23 protein-coding genes and 1 tRNA gene are annotated in these 24,439 nt (G+C 62.5%); 13 read left to right on the top strand and 11 right to left on the bottom strand.

Annotated elements, in window-relative coordinates; all coding sequences use genetic code 11:
- The first annotated feature begins 82 nt into the window (after positions 1 to 82).
- From dusB to hflX, 7 genes are all read left to right on the top strand, one after another.
- Positions 83 to 1,090: a tRNA dihydrouridine synthase DusB gene (gene dusB, locus QUV11_RS12455; RefSeq protein WP_300883166.1), complete on the top strand. Its 1,008-nt coding sequence runs from the start codon at positions 83 to 85 to the stop codon at positions 1,088 to 1,090.
- Positions 1,090 to 2,169 (top strand): ATP-binding protein, encoded by a 1,080-nt coding sequence (locus QUV11_RS12450; protein WP_300883164.1) that lies wholly within the window; start codon positions 1,090 to 1,092, stop codon positions 2,167 to 2,169. The genes dusB and QUV11_RS12450 overlap by 1 nt, the downstream gene beginning before the upstream one ends.
- A gap of 5 nt (positions 2,170 to 2,174) precedes the next feature.
- Positions 2,175 to 3,578: a sigma-54 dependent transcriptional regulator gene (locus QUV11_RS12445; RefSeq protein WP_300883162.1), complete on the top strand. Its 1,404-nt coding sequence runs from the start codon at positions 2,175 to 2,177 to the stop codon at positions 3,576 to 3,578.
- Between the two features lie 178 nt (positions 3,579 to 3,756).
- Positions 3,757 to 6,027 (top strand): ATP-binding protein, encoded by a 2,271-nt coding sequence (locus QUV11_RS12440; protein ID WP_300883160.1) that lies wholly within the window; start codon positions 3,757 to 3,759, stop codon positions 6,025 to 6,027.
- A gap of 3 nt (positions 6,028 to 6,030) precedes the next feature.
- A complete protein-coding gene (locus QUV11_RS12435) occupies positions 6,031 to 7,395 on the top strand; it encodes a sigma-54 dependent transcriptional regulator (RefSeq protein ID WP_300883158.1) in 1,365 nt (454 codons plus the stop codon).
- Positions 7,396 to 7,548: 153 nt separating this feature from the next.
- A complete protein-coding gene (gene hfq, locus QUV11_RS12430; RefSeq protein ID WP_300883156.1) occupies positions 7,549 to 8,052 on the top strand; it encodes an RNA chaperone Hfq in 504 nt (167 codons plus the stop codon).
- Between the two features lie 88 nt (positions 8,053 to 8,140).
- On the top strand, positions 8,141 to 9,400 hold the full coding sequence (hflX, locus tag QUV11_RS12425; RefSeq protein ID WP_300883271.1) for a GTPase HflX: 1,260 nt from the start codon (positions 8,141 to 8,143) through the stop codon (positions 9,398 to 9,400).
- On the opposite strand, the gene mazG is transcribed toward hflX, so the two are convergent.
- The 10 genes from mazG to QUV11_RS12375 are packed head-to-tail and all read right to left on the bottom strand — an operon-like array spanning position 9,395 to position 19,165.
- Positions 9,395 to 10,207: a nucleoside triphosphate pyrophosphohydrolase gene (mazG, locus tag QUV11_RS12420; RefSeq protein WP_300883154.1), complete on the bottom strand. Its 813-nt coding sequence runs from the start codon at positions 10,205 to 10,207 to the stop codon at positions 9,395 to 9,397. The genes hflX and mazG overlap by 6 nt on opposite strands.
- 49 nt (positions 10,208 to 10,256) lie before the next feature.
- Complete coding sequence (locus QUV11_RS12415; protein ID WP_300883152.1) at positions 10,257 to 10,868, bottom strand: TIGR02281 family clan AA aspartic protease; 612 nt, start codon at positions 10,866 to 10,868, stop codon at positions 10,257 to 10,259.
- A complete protein-coding gene (locus QUV11_RS12410) occupies positions 10,865 to 11,641 on the bottom strand; it encodes an MBL fold metallo-hydrolase (RefSeq protein ID WP_300883150.1) in 777 nt (258 codons plus the stop codon). Before QUV11_RS12410 ends, QUV11_RS12415 begins: the two co-directional genes overlap by 4 nt.
- Positions 11,638 to 12,417, bottom strand: coding sequence for a TatD family hydrolase (locus QUV11_RS12405; RefSeq protein ID WP_300883148.1), 780 nt, complete (start codon positions 12,415 to 12,417; stop codon positions 11,638 to 11,640). Before QUV11_RS12405 ends, QUV11_RS12410 begins: the two co-directional genes overlap by 4 nt.
- The gene (gene metG, locus QUV11_RS12400) at positions 12,417 to 13,979 is read right to left on the bottom strand and encodes a methionine--tRNA ligase (RefSeq protein WP_300883146.1); all 1,563 of its coding nucleotides are present in this window, start codon (positions 13,977 to 13,979) and stop codon (positions 12,417 to 12,419) included. The genes QUV11_RS12405 and metG overlap by 1 nt, the downstream gene beginning before the upstream one ends.
- 53 nt (positions 13,980 to 14,032) lie before the next feature.
- Positions 14,033 to 14,989: a DNA polymerase III subunit delta' gene (locus tag QUV11_RS12395; protein ID WP_300883144.1), complete on the bottom strand. Its 957-nt coding sequence runs from the start codon at positions 14,987 to 14,989 to the stop codon at positions 14,033 to 14,035.
- Between the two features lie 58 nt (positions 14,990 to 15,047).
- Positions 15,048 to 15,674 (bottom strand): dTMP kinase, encoded by a 627-nt coding sequence (gene tmk, locus QUV11_RS12390; protein WP_300883142.1) that lies wholly within the window; start codon positions 15,672 to 15,674, stop codon positions 15,048 to 15,050.
- 10 nt (positions 15,675 to 15,684) lie between these two features.
- Entirely contained in the window at positions 15,685 to 16,860 is a 1,176-nt protein-coding gene (locus tag QUV11_RS12385; protein WP_300883140.1) for a D-alanyl-D-alanine carboxypeptidase family protein, read from the bottom strand.
- A 54-nt stretch (positions 16,861 to 16,914) separates the two neighbouring features.
- Positions 16,915 to 18,048, bottom strand: coding sequence for a septal ring lytic transglycosylase RlpA family protein (locus QUV11_RS12380; RefSeq protein WP_300883138.1), 1,134 nt, complete (start codon positions 18,046 to 18,048; stop codon positions 16,915 to 16,917).
- Positions 18,049 to 18,073: 25 nt separating this feature from the next.
- A complete protein-coding gene (locus QUV11_RS12375; protein ID WP_300883136.1) occupies positions 18,074 to 19,165 on the bottom strand; it encodes a lytic transglycosylase domain-containing protein in 1,092 nt (363 codons plus the stop codon).
- A 232-nt stretch (positions 19,166 to 19,397) separates the two neighbouring features.
- Here QUV11_RS12375 and QUV11_RS12370 point away from each other — a divergent pair.
- The 4 genes from QUV11_RS12370 to QUV11_RS12355 all read left to right on the top strand — a co-directional run bounded on the left by QUV11_RS12370 (position 19,398) and on the right by QUV11_RS12355 (position 22,014).
- Positions 19,398 to 19,487: transfer RNA gene (locus tag QUV11_RS12370), tRNA-Ser, on the top strand.
- 143 nt (positions 19,488 to 19,630) lie between these two features.
- A complete protein-coding gene (locus tag QUV11_RS12365) occupies positions 19,631 to 20,782 on the top strand; it encodes a site-specific integrase (RefSeq protein ID WP_300883134.1) in 1,152 nt (383 codons plus the stop codon).
- A gap of 1 nt (position 20,783) precedes the next feature.
- A complete protein-coding gene (locus QUV11_RS12360) occupies positions 20,784 to 21,032 on the top strand; it encodes a sigma-70 region 4 domain-containing protein (protein ID WP_300883132.1) in 249 nt (82 codons plus the stop codon).
- Positions 21,033 to 21,084: 52 nt separating this feature from the next.
- Positions 21,085 to 22,014 (top strand): HEPN domain-containing protein, encoded by a 930-nt coding sequence (locus tag QUV11_RS12355; protein ID WP_300883130.1) that lies wholly within the window; start codon positions 21,085 to 21,087, stop codon positions 22,012 to 22,014.
- Between the two features lie 65 nt (positions 22,015 to 22,079).
- On the opposite strand, the gene QUV11_RS12350 is transcribed toward QUV11_RS12355, so the two are convergent.
- Positions 22,080 to 23,444 carry a PIN domain-containing protein gene (locus QUV11_RS12350; RefSeq protein ID WP_300883128.1) on the bottom strand — a complete coding sequence of 455 codons (1,365 nt, stop codon included), beginning with the start codon at positions 23,442 to 23,444 and terminating at the stop codon, positions 22,080 to 22,082.
- A 209-nt stretch (positions 23,445 to 23,653) separates the two neighbouring features.
- Between QUV11_RS12350 and QUV11_RS12345 the strand changes: the two genes are divergently transcribed.
- Both QUV11_RS12345 and tnpB read left to right on the top strand, forming a co-directional pair.
- On the top strand, positions 23,654 to 24,097 hold the full coding sequence (locus QUV11_RS12345) for a transposase (protein WP_367279859.1): 444 nt from the start codon (positions 23,654 to 23,656) through the stop codon (positions 24,095 to 24,097).
- Positions 24,098 to 24,141: 44 nt separating this feature from the next.
- A partial coding sequence (gene tnpB / locus QUV11_RS12340) for an IS66 family insertion sequence element accessory protein TnpB (protein WP_300883126.1) occupies positions 24,142 to 24,439 on the top strand: 298 nt, incomplete at its 3' end.

Genomic DNA, 24,439 nt, shown 5'->3' with positions numbered 1-24,439 from the left:
CGCGGGGCATAGACCAAGAGCCGCTTGCCCGCCAGCCGCTTTGCGATTATGGGCCTGCCTAAATATTAGGCACATACCGACCATGACCCACACCCCTACGCTCAAGCCGATCCAGATCGGCTCCCTTCAGATCGACGAGCCTGTGCTGCTCGCACCGATGACCGGCGTCACCGACATGCCGTTCCGCACATTGGTGCGGCGCTATGGATCGGGGCTCAACGTCACCGAAATGATCGCCAGCGAGGCGATGATCCGCGAGACGCGCCAGTCGCTGCAGAAGGCCGCATGGCACGCGGTCGAGGAACCGGTGTCGATGCAGCTTGCCGGCTGCGGCCCCAGGCAGATGGCCGAGGCGGCCAAGCTCAACGAGGATCGCGGCGCTGCGATCATCGACATCAACATGGGCTGCCCGGTCAAGAAGGTCGTCAACGGCGATGCGGGATCGGCGCTGATGCGCGATCTGCCGCTCGCCGCCGCGTTGATCGAAGCCACGGTGAAGGCCGTGAAGGTGCCGGTGACGGTCAAGATGCGGATGGGCTGGTGTCATGACAGCCTCAATGCGCCCGAACTCGCGCGGATTGCCGAGGACCTTGGCGCGCAGATGATCACGGTGCACGGCCGCACCCGCAACCAGATGTACAAGGGCAGCGCCGACTGGGCGTTCGTCGCGAAGGTCAAGCAGGCGGTCAAGCTGCCGGTGATCGTCAACGGCGATATCTGCAGCGTCGAAGATGCCCGCACCGCGCTCGACCAGAGCGGCGCGGATGGCGTCATGATCGGCCGCGGCGCCTATGGCAAGCCCTGGCTGCTGGGCCAGGTGATGCACGCGCTGCGCACCGGCGAGATTCTGCCCGATCCCGATCTGGACGAGCAGTTCCACCTGATCATCGAGCATTATCACGCGATGCTGGAGCATTATGGCAGCGATGTCGGCGTCAAGATCGCACGCAAGCATCTGGGTTGGTACACCAAGGGCCTGTCCGGCTCGGCAGAGCTGCGCAACAAGATGAACCAGATCGACAATCCCGATGTGGTCATGAATATGCTGGGCGAATTCTACCGCCCCTGGCTGCGCCGCGCCGCCGCCTGATGGAGGCGATCACCGGACTGGCCCCCGACGCCGCCGCGCAGCTGCAAAGCCTGCCGATGGCCGTGGTCATGCTGCATGCCGACCGGACTATCGCCGCTGCCAACGCTGCGGCGGAGAACATGCTCGAGCAAAGCGCGCGGCGTCTGATCGGCAGGCCCTTGTCGGAGTTCCTGCGGTTCGACGACGCCCGGATCGTCCTCGCGCTCGATCAGCCCGACACCAACCTTGCTGCGCATGGCATGCAGGTGCACATCGGGCGCAGCAGCCAGCGCAAAGTCGATATCTCGCTCAGTCCGGTGGGCGAGGGGTGGCAGCTGCTGGTGCTGAACGAATCCGGCGCGGGTTCGCCGCTGTTCGACAGCGAGCCGGCCACCGAGGGATTCGCGGTGCGCGGCCCTGATATTCTGGCGCATGAAATCAAGAACCCGCTTGCCGCCATCAAGGGAGCGGCTCAGCTTATCGAGCGACAACTCGACGGACCAGGCCGCCGGCTGTCCGGGCTGATCACGGCCGAGGTTGATCGGATCGCGTTGCTGATCGATCAGATGCAGTCGCTTACCCGGCGCACGGCCGCTCCTGTCGGCCCCTGCAACATCTATGAACCGCTTAGCCGAGTACGCGAGATCGTCGAGACCGCGCATCCCGATACCGTGCGCTTCGTCGAGCAGTTCGATCCCTCGATCCCGCCGGTGCTGGCCGATGCAGACAATCTGGTGCAAGTCCTGCTCAACCTGATCACTAACGCCCGAGAGGCGATGGAGGGCCAGGACGATGCCTGCATCACGCTGACCACAAAGTTCGTCAGCGGCGTGAGGCTGCGGCTGTCGCGGGCTGGCGGCTATGTCCGCCTCCCGGTCGAGATCCGGGTGAGCGATAACGGCCCCGGGCTGGATGCCAAGATCGCCGAGGACATTTTCTCACCGTTCGTCACCACCAAAAAGACCGGGCAGGGGCTCGGGCTCGCTTTGGTCCAGAAGCTTGTGCGCGACATGAACGGCCGCATCGTGCACGAGCGCGACGATCATCAGGGGTTGACCAGTTTCCGGCTGTTTCTGCCGCTGGCAGCACAGGGGAACTGAACGTCATGGGAAAATCGGTCCTGCTGGTGGAGGATGATCGCTCGATCAGCCAGGTCATCATGGCGGCGCTGGAGGCAGAAGGCTGCGCGGTGGACCATTGCACCTCGATCGCCCGGCGCAACGCGCTGATCGCGAATAAGCGCTATGCCGCGATCCTCACCGATGTCATGCTGGAAGATGGCGATGGCATTGCGACGCTGGACGCTGTGCTCGATCGGCATCCCGATACGCCGGTCATCGTGCTGTCGGCGCAGAACACGCTCGACACGGCGGTCCGCGCGAGTGAGGCCGGTGCGTACGAGTACTTTCCGAAGCCTTTCGATCTCGACGAGCTGATCCGCGCCGTGCTGCAGGCGGTTGCGCGCAGCGGCGATACGTCGGGCAGTCTTGACGCCGATCCTGCCGACAGCGGCCTGCCGCTGGTCGGGCGCAGTGCACCAATGCAGACGGTCTATCGCATGATCACCCGGGTGCTGCGCAACGATCTGTCGGTGCTCATTCTCGGAGAATCGGGCACCGGCAAGGAACTGGTGGCTGAGGCGATCCACCAGTTGGGGCACCGCAAGCAGGGCCCCTTCGTCGCCGTCAACATGGCAGCGATCCCGGCCGAGCTGATCGAGTCCGAGCTGTTCGGGCATGAAAAGGGCGCGTTCACCGGCGCGGTCACCCAGTCGATCGGGAAGTTCGAACAGGCCCATGGCGGTACATTGTTCCTCGACGAGATCGGTGACATGCCGATGCAGGCGCAGACGCGCCTCCTGCGCACGCTCCAGACCGGGCGCATTACCCGGGTCGGGGGCCATCGCGAGATCGAACTCGACGTGCGCTTCCTTGCTGCGACCAACAAGCCGTTCGGCCCGCTGATCGAAGCCGGTCTGTTCCGCGAGGATCTGTATTACCGCATCAACGTCGTACCCATCGAGCTGCCGCCGCTGCGCGAACGGCTCAGCGACATACCGGCTCTGGTAGACCACTTCCTGGCGCTTGCCGTGCAGGAAGGCCTGCCGCGCCGGTCCTTCGACGACAGCGCCATCGCTGCTATGCAACGGCGCAACTGGCGCGGCAATGTTCGCGAACTGCGCAATCTGGTGTTCCGCTCGGTGATCATGAGCCGTGACGATCTGATCACCTCGGAGGCTCTCGGCGGCATTTTCGATGAGCCCGCTCTGGGAGGCGAGACCCGCCGCGAGGAGAGCGATTTCGGCCAGGCGGTCAACCGCTTCCTGCTCACCGAGCGACCAGAGCCGGGCGCAGTCTATGAGTGCGCGCTGGCAGCGTTCGAAATCCCGTTACTTCAGTCGATCATGCGGCAATGCGACGGTAATCAGGTCAAGGCCGCCGCCATGCTGGGGATCAACCGCAACACGCTTCGCAAGAAGCTGGTCGAGCATGGGCTGGGCGCGCTCTAGTCGTTCATGCCGGACGTGAGACTGCGCCAAAGCGGGTGCGATATACGCCGACATTCGGGCCCCTGACGCGAAATGCCTTGTATTCTGGCAACGCACCTGTTGTAAACTGACAACTATGCTGGCGTCATCCGCACTGCCCCAACCTCGCAAAGGCCGCCTCGCGCGACGCCTCGCCGTCATGATGCGCAAAGGCAACCTGTTTCCCCTGCTGGAAATTGGCTGTGTGCTGCTGCTGGTGGTCATCATCGGCCTCTCCTTCTGGCTGGTCAGCAGCTATCAGGGCCGTGGGGTCATGGTGCCGGCATCGCTCACCGCGACGCTGCTTGTCGGCAATCTGGTGCCTGCAATGGCGTTGCTGGCGCTTATCGGCAGGCGGGTTGCGATCAACCGAGCCGGGATCAGCGGTGAGCAGGGAACCGGGCGCCTGCATGTCCGGTTCGTCGCGCTGTTTTCGCTGATCTCATCGATTCCGATGCTGCTGGTGGTCGTGATCACATCGCTCCTGTTTCAGTATGGCGTGGAGTTCTGGTTCTCGGATCGTGCACGCGGCATGCTGGAAAACGCGAATGATTTGGCTCGCGGCTATTACGAAGAGGGCCGACGCGACGTTTCGGCGGAAACCGTGGCGATGGCGAGCGATCTGCGCGAGTATCTGCAGCAGACCCGCATCGACAGCCCGGAATTCGCCGAGGCCTATATTTTCCAGGTGGTTGGCCGCAAGATGAACGAGTCGGCGATCGTCGAGATGGGCGACGACGGCGTCATTCGCACCGCAGCGATCGTCGACCCGGACAACCGCACATCGGCCGACCGGGTAACACCCGACATCGTGCGCCAGCTTGAGGCAGGCGAAACTGCGGTGGTCTCGGCCGAAGCCGACCGGATCGAGGTTGTCACGCCGCTCGACAAGGAAGCCAAGGTCTATCTCTATGTCGCGCGCGCCTCGAACCAGCTCGCGCTGAGCCAGTGGGAGCGCGCGCAGACGGTGCTTTCCGATTACAAGGCGCTGTTTTCCCGATCGCAAACGCTGCAGGTACGCTTCAACATCGCGCTGTTCGTGGTGTCGCTGCTGCTGGTCGCGGTGGCGCTTTGGGCGGCGCTCAAGTTCGCTGACCGTATGGTGCGACCGTTGACCGACATGGCCAGCGCCGCGAGAGACATCAGCACGGGCAATTTCGCAACCCGCGTCGATACAGCCAACCGAACCGACGAAGTCGGCGTTCTCGGACGCGCTTTCAACCGGATGGCGAGCCGGTTGTCCGAACAAACGTCCGCGCTGATCCGCGCCAACAGCCAGCTCGATGACCGCCGCGCGTTTACCGAAGCGGTGCTGGAATCGGTTAGCGCCGGCGTGATTTCGGTCGACCCCATGGGGACGGTGCGGTTGATGAACAGCACCGCCCAGCGGCTGCTGCTGATCGATGTCGAGCAGTGCCTTGGCTGTACGCTCTCCAGCATTGCGCCACCATTTGCCCGGCTGGTCGCCGACGGCACCGAAAAGGCGGTGATCCAGTATTCGCGGGGCAGCGACCTGCTCACGCTGGCCGTCCGGGCGGTGCGCGAGCCTTATGGGCTGGTCATCACCTTCGAGGATATCACCCAGCAGCTGGTTGATCAGCGCCAGGCGGCGTGGTCCGACGTGGCGCGGCGTATCGCGCACGAGATCAAGAACCCGCTCACGCCGATCCAGCTGGCGGCCGAACGGCTCAAGCGGCGCTATGCCAAGAAGGTCAGCGAAGACGACCCGACCTTCGGCCAATTGACCGACACAATCGTTCGCCAGGTTGGTGACCTGCGCAACATGGTCGACGAGTTCTCGTCCTTTGCGCGGATGCCCAAGCCAGTGTTTCGCGAAGAGAATTTCTTCGATCTGATCCGTCAGGCGATCTTCCTGCAGGAAGTGGCGCATCCCGCGATCCAGTTCGAGACCGAGGGCAGCCACGACGGCAGCGACCTGCGCTGTGACCGCCGCCAGATCGGCCAGGCGGTAACGAATATCCTGAAGAATGCCGTGGAGGCCATTGAAGCCAGAGTTCAGAGCGATGAAACGCATCAGGGCCGCGTGTCCGCGTGCATCACCCGGCAGGAGCAGTATCTGGTTCTGGCGCTGGACGATAACGGCATCGGGCTGCCTGCAGACCGAGACCGCATCGTCGAGCCCTATATGACCACGCGCGAAAAGGGGACGGGCCTCGGGCTCGCGATCGTCAAGAAGATCGTCGAGGAGCATTTCGGCGACCTATCGTTCGAGTCCAACGCTTCGGGCGGAACCCGGGTCGTTATCCGTCTCGATACCGATCTGCTGCTTGCCAGCGCAGTCCAGGATGCCGCAGGCGCGGCGTCCGCGATCAGGCGCGGCGACTCCGAACAGACGGCCGCGCCCGGATATCAGACGGGACGCCAGCACAGCGAACTGAGCCGCACGGCACAGGATGAGGGAAGCAACTGATCTATGACTTTGGAAATCCTAATCGTAGATGACGAACGCGACATCCGGGACCTTGTTGCCGGTGTGCTGGAGGACGAGGGCTACAGCTGCCGGTCAGCGGGAGGAAGCGACGCTGCGCTCGCCGCGATCGACGAACGCCGGCCCTCGCTTGTGCTGCTCGATGTCTGGTTGAAAGGCAGCAAGCTCGACGGGCTGGAACTGCTCGACGAGATCAAGGCGCGCGATGCCGATCTGCCGGTGATCATCTTCTCGGGCCACGGCAACATCGACACCGCCGTCTCTGCCATTTCGCGCGGGGCCATGGATTTTATCGAAAAGCCGTTTGAGGCCGAGCGGCTGATCCATATGGTCGCGCGCGGAACAGAAACGGCGCGGTTGCGCCGCGAGAATGCGCAGCTCCGTGAAAAGCTGGGTATTTCCGACGAGCTGACCGGCAGTTCGAGCGCAATCAATGCGGTCCGCGCTACGCTCAAGCGGGTGGCCAACAGCGGCAGTCGGTTGCTGATTACAGGGCCTGCGGGGGTCGGCAAGGAGGTCGCGGCGCGGTTGCTTCACAGCTGGAGCGGACGATCGGGCGGCCCGTTCATCACGGTCAATTCGGCGCGGATGACCCCGGACCGGTTCGAACAGGAGCTGTTCGGCGAAGAGGATCAGGGCAGGGTGGCGACATCCGGCCTGCTCGAACGCGCCCACGGCGGCACGCTCTTCCTCGACGAGGTCGCCGACATGCCGGAATCGACCCAGGCCAAGATCTTGCGCGTGCTCACCGACCAAAGCTTCTCGCGCGTCGGCGCCACCCGACCGATCAAGGTCGACGTCCGGTTTGTCTCGGCCACCTCTCGCAATCTGGAGCACGAGATCGCCGAGGGGCGTTTCCGCGAAGATCTGTTCTATCGCCTGAATGTGGTGCCGGTCGAGATCCCCGCGCTCAGTGAACGGCGCGACGACATCCCGCCTCTGGTCGAGCACTATGTCGCGCGGTTCGCCAGCGAGCACGGCATTACCCCACCCGAGACCAGCAGCGAAGCCATGGCGGCGCTGCAGAGCTACAACTGGCCGGGCAACGTCCGGCAATTGCGCAATGTCATCGAGCGGACGATCATCCTGGCGCCGCGCGGCAGGCTTTCGCGCATCGATGTCGACATGCTTCCGCCCGAACTGGTGCAAGGCGACGGTGGGCGCGCGGCAGGGGTTTCCAGCCTGATGGGCGTCCCATTGCGCGAGGCGCGGGAGAGCTTCGAACGCGAATATCTCAAGATCCAGATCCGCAGGTTCTCGGGCAATATCTCCAAGACTGCCGAGTTCATCGGAATGGAGCGTTCTGCGCTGCATCGCAAACTCAAGCTGCTTGGGTTGCACGACCGTTGATGGCGCAGGAAAACCCGTAAACTGGCCATTGGCGACGGGGGGGTTCGCCACTATGTATAGTGCTGCAGCTATCGGCTGCAGTCGGGTCCGGACGTGAAGGACGGACTTTTCATGAACTGTGGTGCAACGTCATCACCAAGACCGGGGGTCAGAATGACCGAAAAGGCTCAAAACATTCAGGACGTGTTCCTGAACTCGTTAAGAAAATCGAAGATTCCGGTAACCATGTTTCTGGTGAAGGGGGTCAAGCTGCAGGGCATCGTGACCTGGTTTGACAATTTTTCGGTGATGCTTCGCCGCGATGGCCAGTCGCAGCTGGTGTACAAACACGCGATCTCGACTGTCATGCCGGCCCAACCGATCGATCTTGGCATTTTTTCCGGCCTGATGGGCGCGAAGAACGCCAAGAACCGCAACTTGCAGGAAGTTTTCCTGCGAACGGTACAGGAAACCGGCGTCCCGGTGACAATGTTCCTGATCAACGGCGTCATGCTGCAGGGCAAGGTTGCGGCCTATGACCTGTTCTGCATGCTGCTTGAGCGTGAAGGCATGGCCCAGCTTGCCTATAAGCACGCCGTTTCCACGGTACAGCCCAATGCACCTGTCGACCTGACCGGTGACTGGGGCGACGCCGATAGCGACAGCGAAGCGGAATAAACCACTCTGCCGGGGGCCGGACAAAAGGATAAAGCAAAGTTTGAACGACCCTCACGCTCTTGATTTCGTTCGCGGTACCCGCGCAGTCATTGCCTATCCTGATCTCGGTCGACGCGGCGCGGTGGATTCCGATGCACGTCTGGAAGAGGCGCGCGGCCTTGCGCTGGCGATCGGCATTTCCGTGTGCGCAGCGCATGGGTTTCGCATTCGCACCGCGCGACCCGCAACGCTGTTTGGCGGGGGGCAGGTCGATATCATCGCCGGCAGCCTGGAAGACGAGAAGGCCGAGCTCCTTATCGTCGACGGCAGCCTGTCCGCGATCCAGCAGCGCAATCTGGAAGAGCGGCTCAAGGTCAAGGTGATCGACCGTACCGGGCTGATCCTCGAGATTTTCGGCGAGCGCGCGGCGACCGCCGAAGGTCGACTGCAGGTCGAACTGGCGCACCTCGATTATCAGGCCGGGCGCCTCGTGCGCAGCTGGACCCACCTTGAGCGGCAGCGCGGCGGCTTCGGCTTCCTGGGTGGTCCGGGCGAAACGCAGATCGAAGCCGACAGGCGGTTGATCCGCGATCGCATGGCCAAATTGCGGCGCGAGCTCGAACAGGTCAAGCGCACCCGCGGGTTGCACCGGGAACGCCGGCAAAAGGCGCCTTGGCCGGTGGTCGCGCTGGTCGGCTATACCAACGCCGGCAAATCGACGCTGTTCAACCGGCTGACCCATGCGGACGTCATGGCCGAGGATCTTTTGTTCGCCACGCTCGATCCCACCATGCGCGCGATCCGGCTCGACGGAGTGGAAAAGGTCATCCTGTCTGACACAGTTGGTTTCGTATCGGATCTTCCCACCGAACTGGTGGCCGCCTTCCGCGCGACACTCGAGGAAGTGCTGTCCGCTGATCTGGTGATCCATGTTCGCGACATGTCGCACCCCGATGCGCAAATGCAGGCGGAATCGGTTGAGGCCATCCTCACCGATTTGGGGCTCGAGTTCGATCCGGTTCTGGCCGGGCAGGGGCTCGCCGTGCCGATGATCGAGGCGTGGAACAAATGGGATAGCCTGGACGAAGACGCGCGGGCGTTTCTGCTCGAGACCATGCCCGACGACCGCACGGTGTGTCCGATATCAGCATTGACCGGAGAGGGGGTCGACAACCTTCTCAGGCTCGCTTCGGCCGCTCTGGTCGTTGGCCATCGCATTTACGCGGTGAACATTGCGCGCCACGATGGACAAAAACTCGCTTGGCTCCATGCGCATGGCGAAGTGCTCGAAACGCAGGAGCAGGGGGATCAGCTGGCTATTTCCGTGCGGCTTTCCGACAAGGATTGGGGCCGGTTCCAGGCGCTATAGCGGGCGCGTCGACTGCTTTGCTCGCTGCCATAGTTCTTCCTTTTCGGTGAGCGAAAGGCCGACAAAAGCGTCGCCCGCGTCGGTCTCCATCGCGCGAAACCGCCGTTCGAACTTGGCGTTGGCGGCGCGCAGCGCGTCTTCGGCGCTGACGCCCATGTGACGGACCATGTTCACCGCCGCGAACAGCACGTCGCCGGCCTCGTCGATGCGTTCAGCCCCGGTCTCCGCCTCGAGCAGTTCCTCGATTTCCTCACCGATCTTTTCGACCGCGCCCATGACATCGGGCCAGTCGAACCCGGTCCGCGCGGCGCGCTTCTGCAGCTTCTGCGCGCGCATCAGCGCAGGAAGCGCCACGGCAACACCATCCATCGCGCTGGTCGATCCGCCATCGCTGCGTTCCTCGGCCTTGATCGCCTCCCAGTCCCATTGCTCGACCGACTGGTCTGCGAAGATGTGAGGATGGCGCCGAACCATCTTGTCGCTGATCGACTCCACGACATCACCGACCGAAAAATGGCCCGCTTCTTCGGCCATGCGGCTGTGGAACACGACCTGCAGCAGCAGATCGCCAAGCTCATCCTTGAGCGCCGCCATGTCATTGCGCTCTATCGCGTCCGCGACCTCATAGGCTTCCTCGATCGTGTACGGTGCGATACTGGCGAAATCCTGCGCGACATCCCACGGACAACCATTCTCCGGATCGCGCAACCGCGCCATGATGGCCACCAGCCGGTCGAGCGGAGCCGATGGCGCATGTGCGCTGGGGGAAGTGTCAGACTGATCGGTCGGGTTGTGCTCGGATGTCATATCTTTAAGTCCGATAATATATATTATGTTAAATTGCTCTCCAGTCAACTCACGGAAGAGCCGGTTCAAGGATCATGTTGCCGCCCTCGACGCGCCAGCTTTCCAGTGCCGACAGAAAGTTCATGCCCAGGACATTGGTGTCGCCAAACGCATCCGCGACCACCACGGCATGCTCCTGCATCGAAAGCGATCCCACGCGCAGTTCGCGAACTGTGGCCCGGTCGGCCTCGACAATGCCATTGGCGGTGTTCAGCACCACCTTCATGCTGAACCGGTCCGGTTCGACACCCGCGGTGCGCGCAGCTTCGGCAGACAAAGCGGTATAGCTCGCGCCGCTGTCGACCATGAACCGCACCGGTGTCCCGTTGACCTCGGCCGTGACCCAGAAATGCCCATCCGACTCCTTGCGCAGCGTCATCGGCGCACCGCTGATCGCCGACGTATTGCCGAAGCCCAGTTCGCCCGTGACCCGCTGCCAGATCGTCTTCAGTTCGGGCCGGAAGCTCACCAGCAGAAAGATCACCGCAAAAATGCCGATCCAGCCCAGCGCCGTCTTGAGCGTCTGACCAATCGGCAGCCCGCGCGATATCAAGGCGCTGCCGACCAGCACCAGCAGCAACAGGCTGTAGACGAGGCTGGCGGTGTCGCTGCCTCCCGTCATGACGTCCGCCCCAGATCAATGGTCAGCCCGTCATAGCCAGGTTCGATCGCATCGGGGAGTTCGGCGCACAGGGTCGCATAGTCCAGGCTCTTGTCCATGTGGGTCAAAACCGTGTGCCGTGCGCCGCAGCGCTCCGCCAGATCCAAGGCCATCGCCAGATTGGCGTGGGTCGGATGCTTGTCATAGCGCAGGCAATCGGTCACCAGGAGATCGCAACCCCGATAGAGCGCCACCATGGCGTCGGTAACCTCGGCAAAATCGGTCGCGTACACCGCGGACTTGCCATCCACGTCGAACCGCAACCCCGTCGAGAAGACGGGCCCGTGCGGCTGATCGACGCAGCGCACGCGCATGCCGCAAATGCTTTGGTCGTCGGCGAGGTCGAACGCCTCGACCGTCGCCGGATAGCCGTCACCGCCTGCGAACACATAGTCGAAACGCCTGACAAGGCTCTGCAATGTATAACTGCGGCCATAGCCCCCAAGCTGCTTGCGGCTGCGGTGATACAGCGCGCGCAGATCGTCGATGCCATGGCTGTGATCGGCATGGTCGTGCGTCCAGATGACGCCATCGAGCGCGCCGATGTCTTGCGCGAGCAACTGGTTGCGCAAGTCCGGCGAGGTGTCGATCAGGATCCGTTGCCCGCCATGCTCGACGATCATGGATACCCGCGAGCGGCGGTTGCGCGGGTTGGCGGGATCGCACGCGCCCCAGTCGTTGCCGATCCGCGGGACGCCGCCAGAGGTGCCCGATCCCAGCAGGATCGCCTTCATGGACGCGCCCGGTTGAACAGACGGTAGAAGTTCTGCGAGGTCGTTGCGCACAACTGCTCGTAAGGCTCGTCGCGCAACGCTGCGACGCAACGCGCGGTGTCCGCCACGAACGCAGGTTCGCCCTGCTTGCCACGGTGCGGAACCGGCGCGAGAAACGGGGCATCGGTTTCGACCAGCAGTCGATCCGCCGGGATATCGCGCGCCACCGCCTGCAGATCCTTGGCGTTCTTGAAGGTCACGATCCCGGAAATCGAAATATAAAGGCCCATATCCAGCACCTTGCCGGCGAAATCTGCGCTCGCGGTGAAGCAGTGGATCAAAGCGGGGAAGGCCCCCTTCCCCATTTCGTCCGCGAGGATCGCGGCGGTATCATCCTCGGCATCGCGGGTGTGGATGATCAACGGCAGGCCGGTGGCCCGCGACGCGGCAATGTGCGCGATGAAGCTGCGGCGCTGCTGATCACGGTCGGAATGGTCGTAGAAGTAGTCGAGCCCGGTTTCGCCGATACCGATCACCCGGTCGTCGGTTTCCGCCCGGGCGATCAGGCGCGCGGTATCGATATCGGCATGGCCATCGGCTTCGTGCGGGTGAATGCCGATGCTTGCCCAGACGTCCGGTTCGCGTTGGGCGGTGGCGGTCACCGCGTCCCACTCGCTGGCGCGGGTCGAGATGTTGAGCATCGCGGTGACCCCGGATGCGCGCGCCCTTGCGAGCAGTTCATCCTGCTGCTCGGCCATCCCCTTGTAGTTGAGGTGGCAATGCGAATCGACCAGCATTACTCGGCGTCTTCGGCAGGCAGATCGATGCGCGGGAACAGCGGCTTGGGAACGCCGACCTGGTAATCGCTTTCGGCGAGCGGCGAATACCAGTGGCTTCCCATCGCGCCCAGCGAGCGCACCTCGTCCGGCACACCCATATGGTCGAGCAGCGCCTTCGCGCTGCTCGGGATGACCGGCGAGATGGCGATCGAAAGTTGGGCGATGGCAATGTATAACGTCGCCAGCACCGTTTCCATCCGCTCGGGATCGGTCTTCTTGAGCGCCCAGGGCGCCTGCTCGTCGACATAGGCATTGCAGGCGAACACCGCACGCATCCAGGCTTCAATCCCCTGCGACAGCGACAGCTCCTCGAACGCCTTGGGCATTTCGGTCTGCAACGCATCGGTGAGGACTTCGAACAGCGCGGCATCGGCAGGCTGGTGCCCGCGGATTGCCGGCAGATAGCCGTCGAGGTTTTTGGCGATGAAGCTCAGGATCCGCTGCGCCAGATTGCCGAAGCTGTTCGACAGATCGGCATTCGACCGCATTGCAATGGCTTGCGGCGAATAGCTGCCATCCTGTCCGAAACTGACTTCGCGCAGCAGGAAATAGCGCAGTTGATCCACGCCAAAGGCATCGGCGAGTGCGAACGGATCGACGACGTTGCCGACCGATTTCGACATCTTCTCGCCCTTGTTGAGCAGGAAACCGTGGCCAAACACCTGCTTGGGTACGGGGAGGTTCGCGCTCATCAGGAAGGCGGGCCAATACACCGCGTGGAAACGGACGATGTCCTTGCCGATCAGGTGCAGATCGGCGGGCCAGTGCTTGGCCATCAGTTCGGTATCGTCGGGATAGCCCAGACCGGTGAGATAGTTGGTCAGCGCGTCGACCCACACATACATCACATGCCCATCACTGCCCGGAACCTTGACCCCCCAGTCGAAGCTGGTGCGCGAGATCGAAAGCGGCCGCAGTCCGGATTTGACGAAGCTGACGATCTCGTTGCGGCGGGTGTCGGGCTGCAGGAACTCGGGATGCTCGTCGTAGAGCGCGAGCAATTTGTCCTGGTAGGCATCGAGCTTGAAGAACCAGCTCTCCTCGACCGTCCATTCGACCGGGGTGCCTTGCGGCGATTGCTTGCCCCCCTGCCCGTCATCGACCAGTTCGTCCTCGGCGTAATAGGCTTCGTCGCGGACCGAGTACCAGCCTTCATAGCGATCGAGATACAGGTCGCCATTGGCCTCCATCGCCTTCCAGATCGCCTGGCTGGCACGGTGGTGATCGTCCTCGGATGTCTGGATGAAGCGATCATAGCTGACATCAAGTCTGTCGCACATATCCTTGAAATACTGCGACATCTCATCGGCCAGTGCCCGCGGCGTGGTGTCGAGTTCACGTGCCTTCTGCAGCATCTTGAGGCCATGGACATCGGTCCCGGTCTGGAAGCGGACGTCGCGGCCGTTGAGCCGCTGGAAGCGCGCGATGACGTCGGCAGCAATCGCCTCATAGGCATGGCCGATATGCGGCCTGCCATTGGGATAGCTGATCGCGGTGGTGATGTAATAGGGTTCGCCCATGGCGTTCTGGTCTGCCGTTCGTTCGGGTGGTGGCTGGATTGGCCGGTTGCCGCCTATCTAGGCGGGGCCAGCCGCGCCAGCAAGCCGCCAATTTGAAACGCGACCGCAGCCGCGTCGAGATTGAGCAGCATAGCGCGCGAGGCCAACCCTCCGATTTCCTGCCAAGCCTGGATCGCGCCGGGGAGGCGGTCATCGCGCAGGTGGCGGATCCGTTGCGCGGCAAACCGCGGCGCATAATGAAGCAGTGCCTGAAAGCGCTCCCGGTTGGCCTTGTTGGCCACCATCGCACCCAGCGCAATGCGCACGCGATGATCGCGGTCGCCGTGATCTGCAATTTCCGCGAGCAACGCGTCGATCTTCGCCATGTCGAGCCCGGCAAAGTTGAGCGCCTGGCCGGGCGCCCCCTGCCCTAGCCGCACCAATGCGGCGATCTCGGCATCGGGCAGCTCGGGCCGCGCCGCGCGCAGAGCATCGGCCATGTCGAGATCACTCAACGCCGGAAAGTCGAGGACCAGGCAGCGCGATCGGATCGTGGGGAGCAACCGGCCCGGATTGTGCGCGATCAGCAGGAAGACGGTGTCCGCGGGTGGCTCTTCGAGGCTCTTGAGCAACGCATTGGCGGCGCCGCGCTCGAGCTGATCGGCCGCATCGAAAATGATCACACGGCGGTCGGCGAGGCTCGGCCGCACAGTCAGGCGCTTCTGCAATGCGCGGATCTGGTCGACCTTGATGTTGCGTGCCAGATCATAGGGCTTGCCCTCCTCGGCCTTGCGCGCCTCCTTGTCGTTCTGCGGCCCCAGCGTGATGTAATGGCAATCAGGGTGCTTGCCGTCCTGCAACAAACGCCCTTCGGGGCCGGTGACGTCGCCGCTGAAATGGTCTGCCGCAAAGTCGGGCGATCGGGTCAGCAAATGCGCGGCAGCCGCCAAGGCGAAGCTGCGCTTGCCGATGCCCTCGGGGCCCGCCAGCAGCCAGCCGTGATGCAGACGGCGCGACTGAAATGCCCGCAAAAGCGTGCTTTCCGGCTCGGAGTGACCCAGCCATCGGGCTTCGGACACCATCATGACGTCATGCCGCCATGTGCGCGATGGCCTGCACGATACGATCGTGCACGCTGGCCGCGTCGCCGCTCGCATCGACGAGCCTGAACCGCGCAGGCTCGGCGGCTGCAAAGCTGCGAAACGCCTGCGCCACGGCCTCATGGTACGCCGCATCGCGTCCGCCGATCCGATCGCTGGCGACACCATCGCGCCTGGTCGCGCGACGCGCCGCCTCATCTGCGGGAAGTTCCAGCAGCAATGTGCAGTCGGGCAAAAATCCCCCCGACCCGAAACGATGCAGGTCGAGGATCGCCGCGTCCCCCAGTCCGCCTGCTATCCCCTGATAGGCGCGGCTGCTGTCGATGAACCGGTCGGAGATCACCCATCCCCCCGCATCGATGGCGGGGCGGATTCGCCGCGCGACATGATCGGCACGTGCGGCCGCGAACAGCAAGGCTTCGCTGCGCGCGTTCCAGCGATCCGCGCCGCCTTCCAGTAGCAGCGACCGGATCGCCTCGGCGCTGTCGGTGCCGCCTGGCTCGCGGGTGACCTCGACACTGTGGCCCTGGCCCCTCAGCCAATCGGCCAGCAACTGGATCTGCGTCGACTTTCCGACCGCCTCGCCACCTTCGATCGAGATGAAGCGCCCGCGCATAGGGAGGACCTCAGGCGCCGAAGAGCGAGAGAATGCCCGCCCATAAACGCCCGAAAAAGCCTGCTTCCTCGACCGCTTCGCCTGCGACCAGCGGCATCACCTGTCGCTGCATATCCGGCGCGGAGACAACCAGGGTCGCGACCTGCTGGCCCTTGGCGATCGGAGCCTTGAGCGGCCCCTGATAGACGACCTTCAGCGTCACGGCATCGGTATCGGCGGTCCGCGGCAGGGTCAGCGCCAGATCGCGCGGGGCCACCAGTGACAACTGCCGCACGCTGCCGAGCTGCACCGCCACGGTATCGACGGTCTTGCCCTTGGCAAACAACGGTACCGCCTTCCACGAGCGGAAGCCCCAGTTCATGAACCGCACCGATTCATTGATGCGGCCATTGTAGCTGTCGAGACCGGCCACGACCATCACCAGCCTGCGCCCGTTCTGCTCGGCCGACCCGGTAAAGCCGTAGCCTGCCTCTTCGGTGTGTCCGGTCTTGAGCCCATCGGCGCCGTCGACCTTGCCCAGCAGCGGATCGCGGTTGGGCTGGGTGATGCCGTTCCAGGTGAAGCTGCCTTTGGAATAGAAGCGCTTGTACAATGTGGGGTGATTGCGGATCGTCGCGGTCGCAAGCTGCGCAAGGTCGCGCGCGGTAACCTGAGTCACCCCCTCATCGGGCCAGCCATTGCTGTTGCCGAAGCGGCTGTTGGCCAGGCCGATTTCGCGGGCCTTCTTGTTCATCATATCGACGAACGCCTCTTCGGACCCGGCAATGCCCTCCGCCAGCACGACGCATGCATCATTGCCCGACAGCGTCACGATGCCATCGAGCAGATCGGCGACGGACACCTGGCTACCGACGGCGAGAAACATGCTCGAGCCCTGGTTGTTCCACTTGCGCCACGTGTCGGGTGACACCGTGATTTTCTGGTCAAGCTTGAGTTCGCCCTTCTTCAGCAGGTCGAACGCGACGTAGACCGTCATCATCTTCGCCATCGAAGCCGGCGGAATCTGCCGGTTTGCATCGCGCGCAAACAGCACCGCGCCCGAATTAAGGTCGGTCATATAAGCGATCGGAGCTTCCGACACATAGCTGGGAGGAGCCGCTGCCAGTGGGGTGGCGAGCAGCGAGAACAGGCCAAGGCCGGCAAACGCGCGGCCGACAAGCGGAGTGCCGATAATCGGGGTTTTCATCAGTTTTCCATGGTTTTGATCAAAGGGGGCGGGCCGTTGCAGGACCCGTTTGTGTCAGCGACCGGAGTCCTGCAGGATTCGAGCCCCCTGATAGCCATTCCGCTTGGCCAGCGTAAGACCCTGTTCTGCGGCCTTGGCATCGACATAGGGGCCATAGCGCACGCGAAATAGCTTGCCATCGCTGCTTTCCTGCGTCTTCGCGCCAATCCTCTTGGCGAGATCGTCTGCCCGCGCTTTGGTCGAAAATGCGGCGACCTGAACGAAATAGGTAGCAGACGCGGTGGCCTGGGATGATGCTGCCGGGGTCTGGGAGGTCGAGGCGGTGGGTGCGCGCGGGGTATCCAGGGTCGCCCGGTTGTCGCCCGTGCTGTTCTGGGCCATCGTGGGGCGGCCACCCGCGCCTTCCACGATGAAGCGGCCGTCACCCTGGGACGTCGGACTTGATGCTGTTGGCGCTGGCTGAGCCGTCGAGCCTGCAGGCTTGGCGGCAACCGGCTTCGGTGCCTTCGTGCCGTCTGCACCCTTGGCGGGCTTTTGAGCGGCCGGCGCCGCCGTCGCTACGCTTGCATTGGGAGCGACGGCCGCATTGGCTGGCCTGGGTTGGCCATCGAGCTTGCGGCGCAGCGGAACCAGCAGCGATTCCGGCGTATCCATCCGCATCGCCACGGATTGGCCCGCGCGCAGCATGGCGCGCTCGGCCTCGGGGGGATTGACCCGTCGCACCCGCACCGGGAAGGATCCCTTTTCGAGCATGCCAAGCTGCTTTGCCGCGCCATAGGACAGGTCGATCAGCCGATTGGCCGAGGACGGCCCCCGGTCATTCAGGCGTACGAGGATGGTCTTGCCGGTGTCGAGCGCGGTCACCTCGACATAGCTCGGCAGCGGCAATGTGCGATGGGCCCCGGAGATCGCGTCGGGCAGGAACATCTCGCCATTGGCGGTATCGCGACCGTTCAGTTCCTTGCCATACCAGCTCGCATAGCCGGCCTCATCGTAATTGAAGACATCCACAGGGGTATAGGTGATCCCTTCGAGCACATAGGGCTCGCCCAGCTTGGCCGGGTAATCAGAGACCGACCCCGCCAGTGTCGGCGGCGCCGTTTCAAGACTGCGGCTGGTGCTGCCACCGCCGCCACAGCCCGACAGCAACAGAGCCGCTCCCAGGCTGCCCATCATCACACTCTTCATCGCAATCCCCCTTCGCGTGCCTCGATCAGTCGCGAACGCCATCTGCCAGCAGGCCAACCGACATCGCATAATAATTGGAACAGTTGTAATCCAATATGGCGCGATAGTTCCGCGTCAGCAGATAGCCCTGTGCATCGAGGCCCGGCGTGATCAGCAAGGAGGCTTCCACCTTGTCATTTGCCGGCCACACACCTCCTGCAGGATAGACGCCAAGCGCCTTCCACTCGCGCATCGTCTTCCATTCGCTGTGCCGCTCGACCGCTCGTTCGCATTTGGCCACGCGTTCGCGGTTGGCGATGGCGTTGACGTTCAGCGTTGCGGGCACCGACACGGCAAAGCCCCACGGCTCGCCGCGCCGCCACCCGGCTGCGACCATGTAGTTGGCGATCGAGGCGAAGGCGTCGGCCCGGCTGGACCAGATTTCCGCCTTGCCGTCGCCATCACCATCCTTGGCAAGCTTGAGATACACCGAAGGCAGGAACTGCGGATAGCCGAACGCGCCGGCATAGCTGCCGCGCAGCACCGAACGCGGAACGCCCATATCGACCATCTTGAGGACCGCGATCAGTTCGCCCTCGAAAAGGTCGCGGCGGCGCCCCTCATAGGCCAGGGTTGCCAGCGCGCGCGGCAGATCGGTGTTGCCCATGATCGTGCCGTAACTGGTCTCGTGGCCAAAGATGGACACCATGATCGAGGCAGGCACGCCGGTCTCCCGTTCGATAGCCACCAGACGGGCGGCCTCGTTGGCATAGACCTGCCGTCCCTGGCGGATCTTGGCGGCGTTGATGCGCTTGGCCATTTCGGGGCCGAAGGACGGGAACGCCTGCCCAGCGGGCGTCGGCGCGAACCGCCGGTCCAGCGCCGCGACGCTTTCGTCATAGCCGAGCGATGGCAAGACCGTGTCCAGCGTGCGCTGCGATACGCCCTCGCGCCGGGCACGTGCCGCGACCGTATCAAGATAGGCGGCAAACCCCTGCGCCTGCTGTGCATTCACTCCGGGAAGGGGTTGCACGATCTCCCGCTGGGCGGTGCTGGGGGATCCACAGGCGAGCAGCCCCGCCGTCGCCCCCATCACGGCCAGACGCGATCCAAGCCTTTGTACGATATTGAAAACCATGCGATACTCCCAATCAGGCGTTGTGCCACACTTTGCCGCCGGGGGGAAATAGCCAACAACGTTCCCCAACTCGGCTGAGCCACGGTTGATCGGTCACCGCGCCTTAATCGCGCCTGTCTGCCAACCGCAGCAGCCCCGGAACTTTCGCTTTTCAGACGCACGCGCCTTCGCTAGGAACCGCGCCGCACGCTATCGGCCACGATCGTCCAGATCGGGTGCGCCAGTTGCCGTGGGAAGAGTGTCCGAGTGGTTTAAGGAACCGGTCTTGAAAACCGGCGAGGGTGCAAGCTCTCCGTGGGTTCGAATCCCACCTCTTCCGCCAGGTACTAATCCCACTCCATCCCTGATCAGCTCCGAAAGTCCAGCTTCCCTGCGGGTTACGCTGGTGATTCGGATCCCTGTGTGTCCCACGTCGTCCAGACCGACATTTTTGCAAATGTGGGAACAAATTTTATGATCAGCTCCATGGAAACGACTTCGAACACCGGCCCGAAGGCCAAGCCTCAGTCCAGCCGCCGTGTCAGTTTTGGCGACGGCCTTTTTCGTTATGAGAGGCCGGGAGGGACCAGCAGTTGGGTCTGCCGGGTACAGCACAAAGGAAACCGGAGAGATTTCGGCCTGGGCAGTTGCAAGACAGTGGGCCTGGAGGAGGCTCGCGAGCGGGCGCTGGTGGTGCGCCGTCAGGTTGAGCAAGGCTACGATCCGCAGTTCGAGCGGCGCAAGATCGAGGCGGTGCCAAACTTCCGTGACGCGGCACAGAAGGTCTTCGACATTCATTCGAAGACATGGCGCAACGGCAAGCACCATGGGCAGTGGATGCGCACTATGGAAATGTATGCCTTCCCGCAGTTGGGCAAGATGAGGGTTGATCGGATCACCGGACCGATGATCCGCGATGTGCTGATGGAAATCTGGCTGGCCAAGCCCGAGACTGCGCGGCGGGTACGGCAGCGGATCGGTATGGTGCTCGATTGGGCCTATGCGTCAGGCTACCGCGAGAACGAAGCCCCGATGCGGGCGATCACCAAGGGGTTGCCCCGCCAGCCGCGCCGTGACGGTCACTTTCCGGCTATGCCCTACGAGAAGGTGCCCAAGTTCATTCAGAAGCTGCGCGCTCGAGAATCCTTCAGTCGTCTGGCCCTTGAGTTTGCCATTTTCACCGCCGCCAGATCGGGCGAGGTGCGCGGCATGACCTGGGATGAGGTCGATCTTGAGAGCGGCCTCTGGACGCTTCCCAAGGCGCGTATGAAGGCCTTTCGCGAACATGTGGTCCCGCTCAGCCCGCGACCGCTGCGGATCATCCGTCGCTGTGCGCAGCTGCGCCTTCGGGAATCGCCCTATGTGTTTCCCGGCTTCAAGAACAATCGCCCCCTGTCCGACATGACGCTGTCCAAGCTCATGAAGGAGATGCTCCAGCCTTACACGCCTCACGGGTTCAGATCTTCGTTTCGGGACTGGGTCAGCGAAGAGACCAACCACCCCAGCGATGTTGCGGAGGCTGCCCTCGCCCATATGGTCGCCAACAAGACCGAAGCCGCTTACCGGCGCGGCAATCTGCTGGAGAAGCGTCGGGTCATGATGGCCGAATGGGCCGCGTACTGCGACAAGGAGAGCTGAGGTGCCCCGCCTGTCGCGCGCGGAGCGCAGGCGCTTGCGCAAGTTCGAGAAAGCAGTCGAGCGGATGGAGCCGCTCGACCGGGAAATCTTCCTTGGCATACGCGTCGATGAGATGAGCTACCGCCAGCTTGCCAACAAGCACGGCATGACCCTGCAACAGGTCGAGCAGCATTTTGCCAATGCCCTGTTCGTGCTGATGCAGATGCCGACAGAGAAGCCACCAGACTGGTGGCAGTTCTGGCGCCGGTGATGCGGCTTCCAGCTTGCCAATCGTAACCCATGCCTACAGGGTGGCCCTACCCATGCGAACCGATCTCGATCATCTCCCGGCCAACAAGCAGCGCGAGCTAGAGCGCGTGAAGCAGATCATCTTTGAGGAATTCGAGGATGCACTGGCGCTCGCCACCCACCAGTGGAAGAAAAAGGGCCGGATCGAGAAGCTGATCCTCTACGGCAGCTATGCGCGTGGCGGCTGGGTCGATGAACCGCACACCGCCAAAGGCTATCGATCCGACTTCGATCTGCTGATCATCGTCAACGACAAGCGGCTCACCGAGCGTGTCGATTACTGGCTGAAGCTTGAGGACCGGCTGATCCGCGAACTGGCGATTGACCGCACGCTGCATACGCCGGTCAACTTCATCGTCCACACCCTGCAGGAGGTGAACGACGGGCTGGCGCATGGCCGGTATTTCTTCATGGACGTGGCGAAGGACGGCATCGCGCTACACGAAGCCGATGAGAGAGTTCTGCATACGCCCAAGCCCAAGACGCCTGAGCAGGCGCTGGCCATGGCGCGGGAGTATTTTGACGAGTGGTACCCTAGTTCTGCCCGCTTCAAGAGCGCTGCCGACTTCCTGATGCGCGAAGGCGGGATGCGAGAAGCTGCCTTCAACATGCATCAGGCCACGGAACGGCTTTACCATTGCGTTCTGCTCGTCTGCACTTTCTATTCGCCTCACGTGCACAACCTTGGCTTCCTTCGCACCCAGGCCGAGCGGATCGATATGCGGCTGGTCGATGCCTGGCCTCGTGACACCCGGATTGATCGTGCCCGCTTTGAGAAGCTGAAAGAGGCATATGTGAAAGCCCGCTACTCCAAGCACTATCGGATCACCGAAGAAGAGCTTTTGTGGCTTGGCGGGTGCGTGGAGGAACTCGGACGGGCAGTTCACGCTATCTGTTCGGAACGGATCACCAACCTTTCGGCAAAGGCTCTCGCAGCGGGTTGAGTGTCTCCTTGGTTTTCAGCAACGGAAAGGACCGCAGTCCAGTATACCCTTAATGCTGCCAGCACTCACCACACAGGGAGATCCTCGCGGGGCAGGCCGTCGAAAGCATCCTGCACAATCTCCGGCAAAAGCCCCTGCACTAGCGGATCAAGCCAAAGAGCAAACGTGCTTTCAAAAATGATCGCGCGGTCTTCCGACACTGTTTCGTGATGCTCCGCGCTCGCGCTCACGATGATGCGGCCTGCGGACGGCAACTCACCGACCGCGTGGGCGAGGACGCCGAGATCCTCCTCGCGACCAGGACGGAAATCAGCGCACTCGAACCCGGCGGACTGCGCCCCAACTATCGCCGGGCGCTTCAGCCAATAGAAGCTTGTTGGAGTTCGGGATAGATGCGGTCTGCTCATAAGCGGGCCGTGATCAAATGTTGGACCAGCGCGAGGAGGTTTGGGTGGTTTGGGCAATGATATCCTGCCCAACACTGATTCCGCATCGTCACGGTCCGCCAGAAGTTCGATGTTCCCATCAGCTTCAATCGTCAAGGTCAGGTTCTTAGCCGAAACGTTCCCAGTGTTGGCAACGATGCCGGGGGGCATTTGCGCCAAGCAATGCCGTGCTACTCGTTCGTGAAGCGATACGAAATATGCCTCTACAGCTAAAACGAATGAGTCATATTTATCCTCATATGCATCTATCTGAGACTGTCCGAGACCATACGGATCGGTAAAAATCGAGATTCGGTCATTGTGTTGTGCGACGAGATGTTGCTTCGGAAACTGTTCAAGGATCAATTCTTTCAGCCGGTTGCTGATCCTCGTACCGAGAGCTGGGACCGATGCGACCGAGAGTACCATCGGGTCACTTTGCGGTAATTGGACCCGAAGCCTCGGTCGCGCATTCTGCGCTTCCTGCAGCTCGCGGGTAAGCTGGCCGATCTTGCGCTGGTCGTCAGTTTGTTCGGCAGGAAGCAACCAATCTTCCGGCGGACACTCGGCCTGAACACCTGCAATACGCGCACGAATGCGGGGTCCGGTATCATGCGATAAGACAACGCTACCTGGCAAAGTTGCAGCAGCAGCCACCAAATAATCATCTGGGTTGGTCGAGTCCAAGTCGGGGAGATCGGTCCAAACCGGCCTCCCGCGCCAAATCACAATATCAACTTTTGGCGCTTTCTCCCTTACCGTCAATCTCATCTCGGTTGTCGCCGCAGCTTCTTCAATAAGGCGAAGCGCCTTCCTTGCACGGTCACGTCGTCGCTTGTTTGTGGACACCTTGTGCTTGTCGAGTTCGGCAATGACAGCATTGCAGACGAAGACTGTGATTGTCTCCACACCGGGAAAGACTGTCAGCCATCCGATCTGCTTGAAATCCTTCATTTGAAGGAAGCTGTTCGTGTCAGCGAAAACCGCCACGTCTCTATCGGGCATCACCAAAATTCCTAAAGCCAGTTCAACCCAATCAACACGCTGCAGCCTAATTGAACACGCTTAGGTCACCCATGCCGGTTGCTACAACGCTAACTCAAGAAAGTGCTTAGGTGAAGGCATTGGCGTAAGCGGCGCCTTGACCCCACCTTGCCCTGATCGTTGACAGGACCGATTGTCCGCGCCTTTGGTTGGTGGAGGGCGCTGGTGCTATGACGATGTCATGTGATGATACTGGTACTAGCGGCGTGCGGCGCTTCGAGGTTTTCACGGGCGCGGGTCGCAGGCGGGACTGGCCTGATGATGTTAAGCTGGCGATCGTGGCTGAGAGCTATTCCGGCCTTGAGAGTGCCAGCGCCGTTGCCAGGCGATATGCTCTTTGCTCTTCGCAGTTGTTCACCTGGCGTCGCCTGCTTCGCGAGCACCTGCCGAGCCAAGGTATAGCACTGCCGCAGACTCCGGCGTTCGTGCCAGCTGTGATTTCAGACGACGAGCCGGATCAGCACCTTCCCACGACCCGACCAGCACGCAAGCCGCGACGTACGGATGGGTTTGCGATTGAAGTGGAGATCGATGGGGTCGTGGTGAGGGTTAGTCGTGATGCTGATGTGAGCCTGATCGCTGCAGTTATAGAAGCGGTCAGAGCAACCCCATGATCGGTCCCGGTCCTGGCACGCGGGTAATGGTGGCAACGCGGCCCGTGGATTTCCGCAAAGGTCCTGACGCACTGGCCGCATTGGTCAGCGCTGAGTATGGCGGCGATCCGTATTCCGGGGTGATCTATGTCTTCCGGGCAAAGCGCGCTGACCGGATCAAGCTGGTCTGGTGGGACGGCACCGGCCTGTGCCTGATGGCCAAGAGGCTGGAGTCCGGAGGCTTCAAGTGGCCTGGTATCCAGGACGGTGTGATGCGCGTTACGGCGGCCCAACTCGGCGCATTGCTGGAGGGTCTGGACTGGCGCCGGGTGCATGGCGGACGCCGCCCGATAGCGCCGCAGA

It is taken from the genome of Blastomonas sp., from assembly GCF_030373265.1.
Classification (GTDB): Bacteria; Pseudomonadota; Alphaproteobacteria; order Sphingomonadales; family Sphingomonadaceae; genus Blastomonas.
Note: the sequence above shows the minus strand (reverse complement) of the source record. Positions and strands in the feature narration are given on the sequence as shown.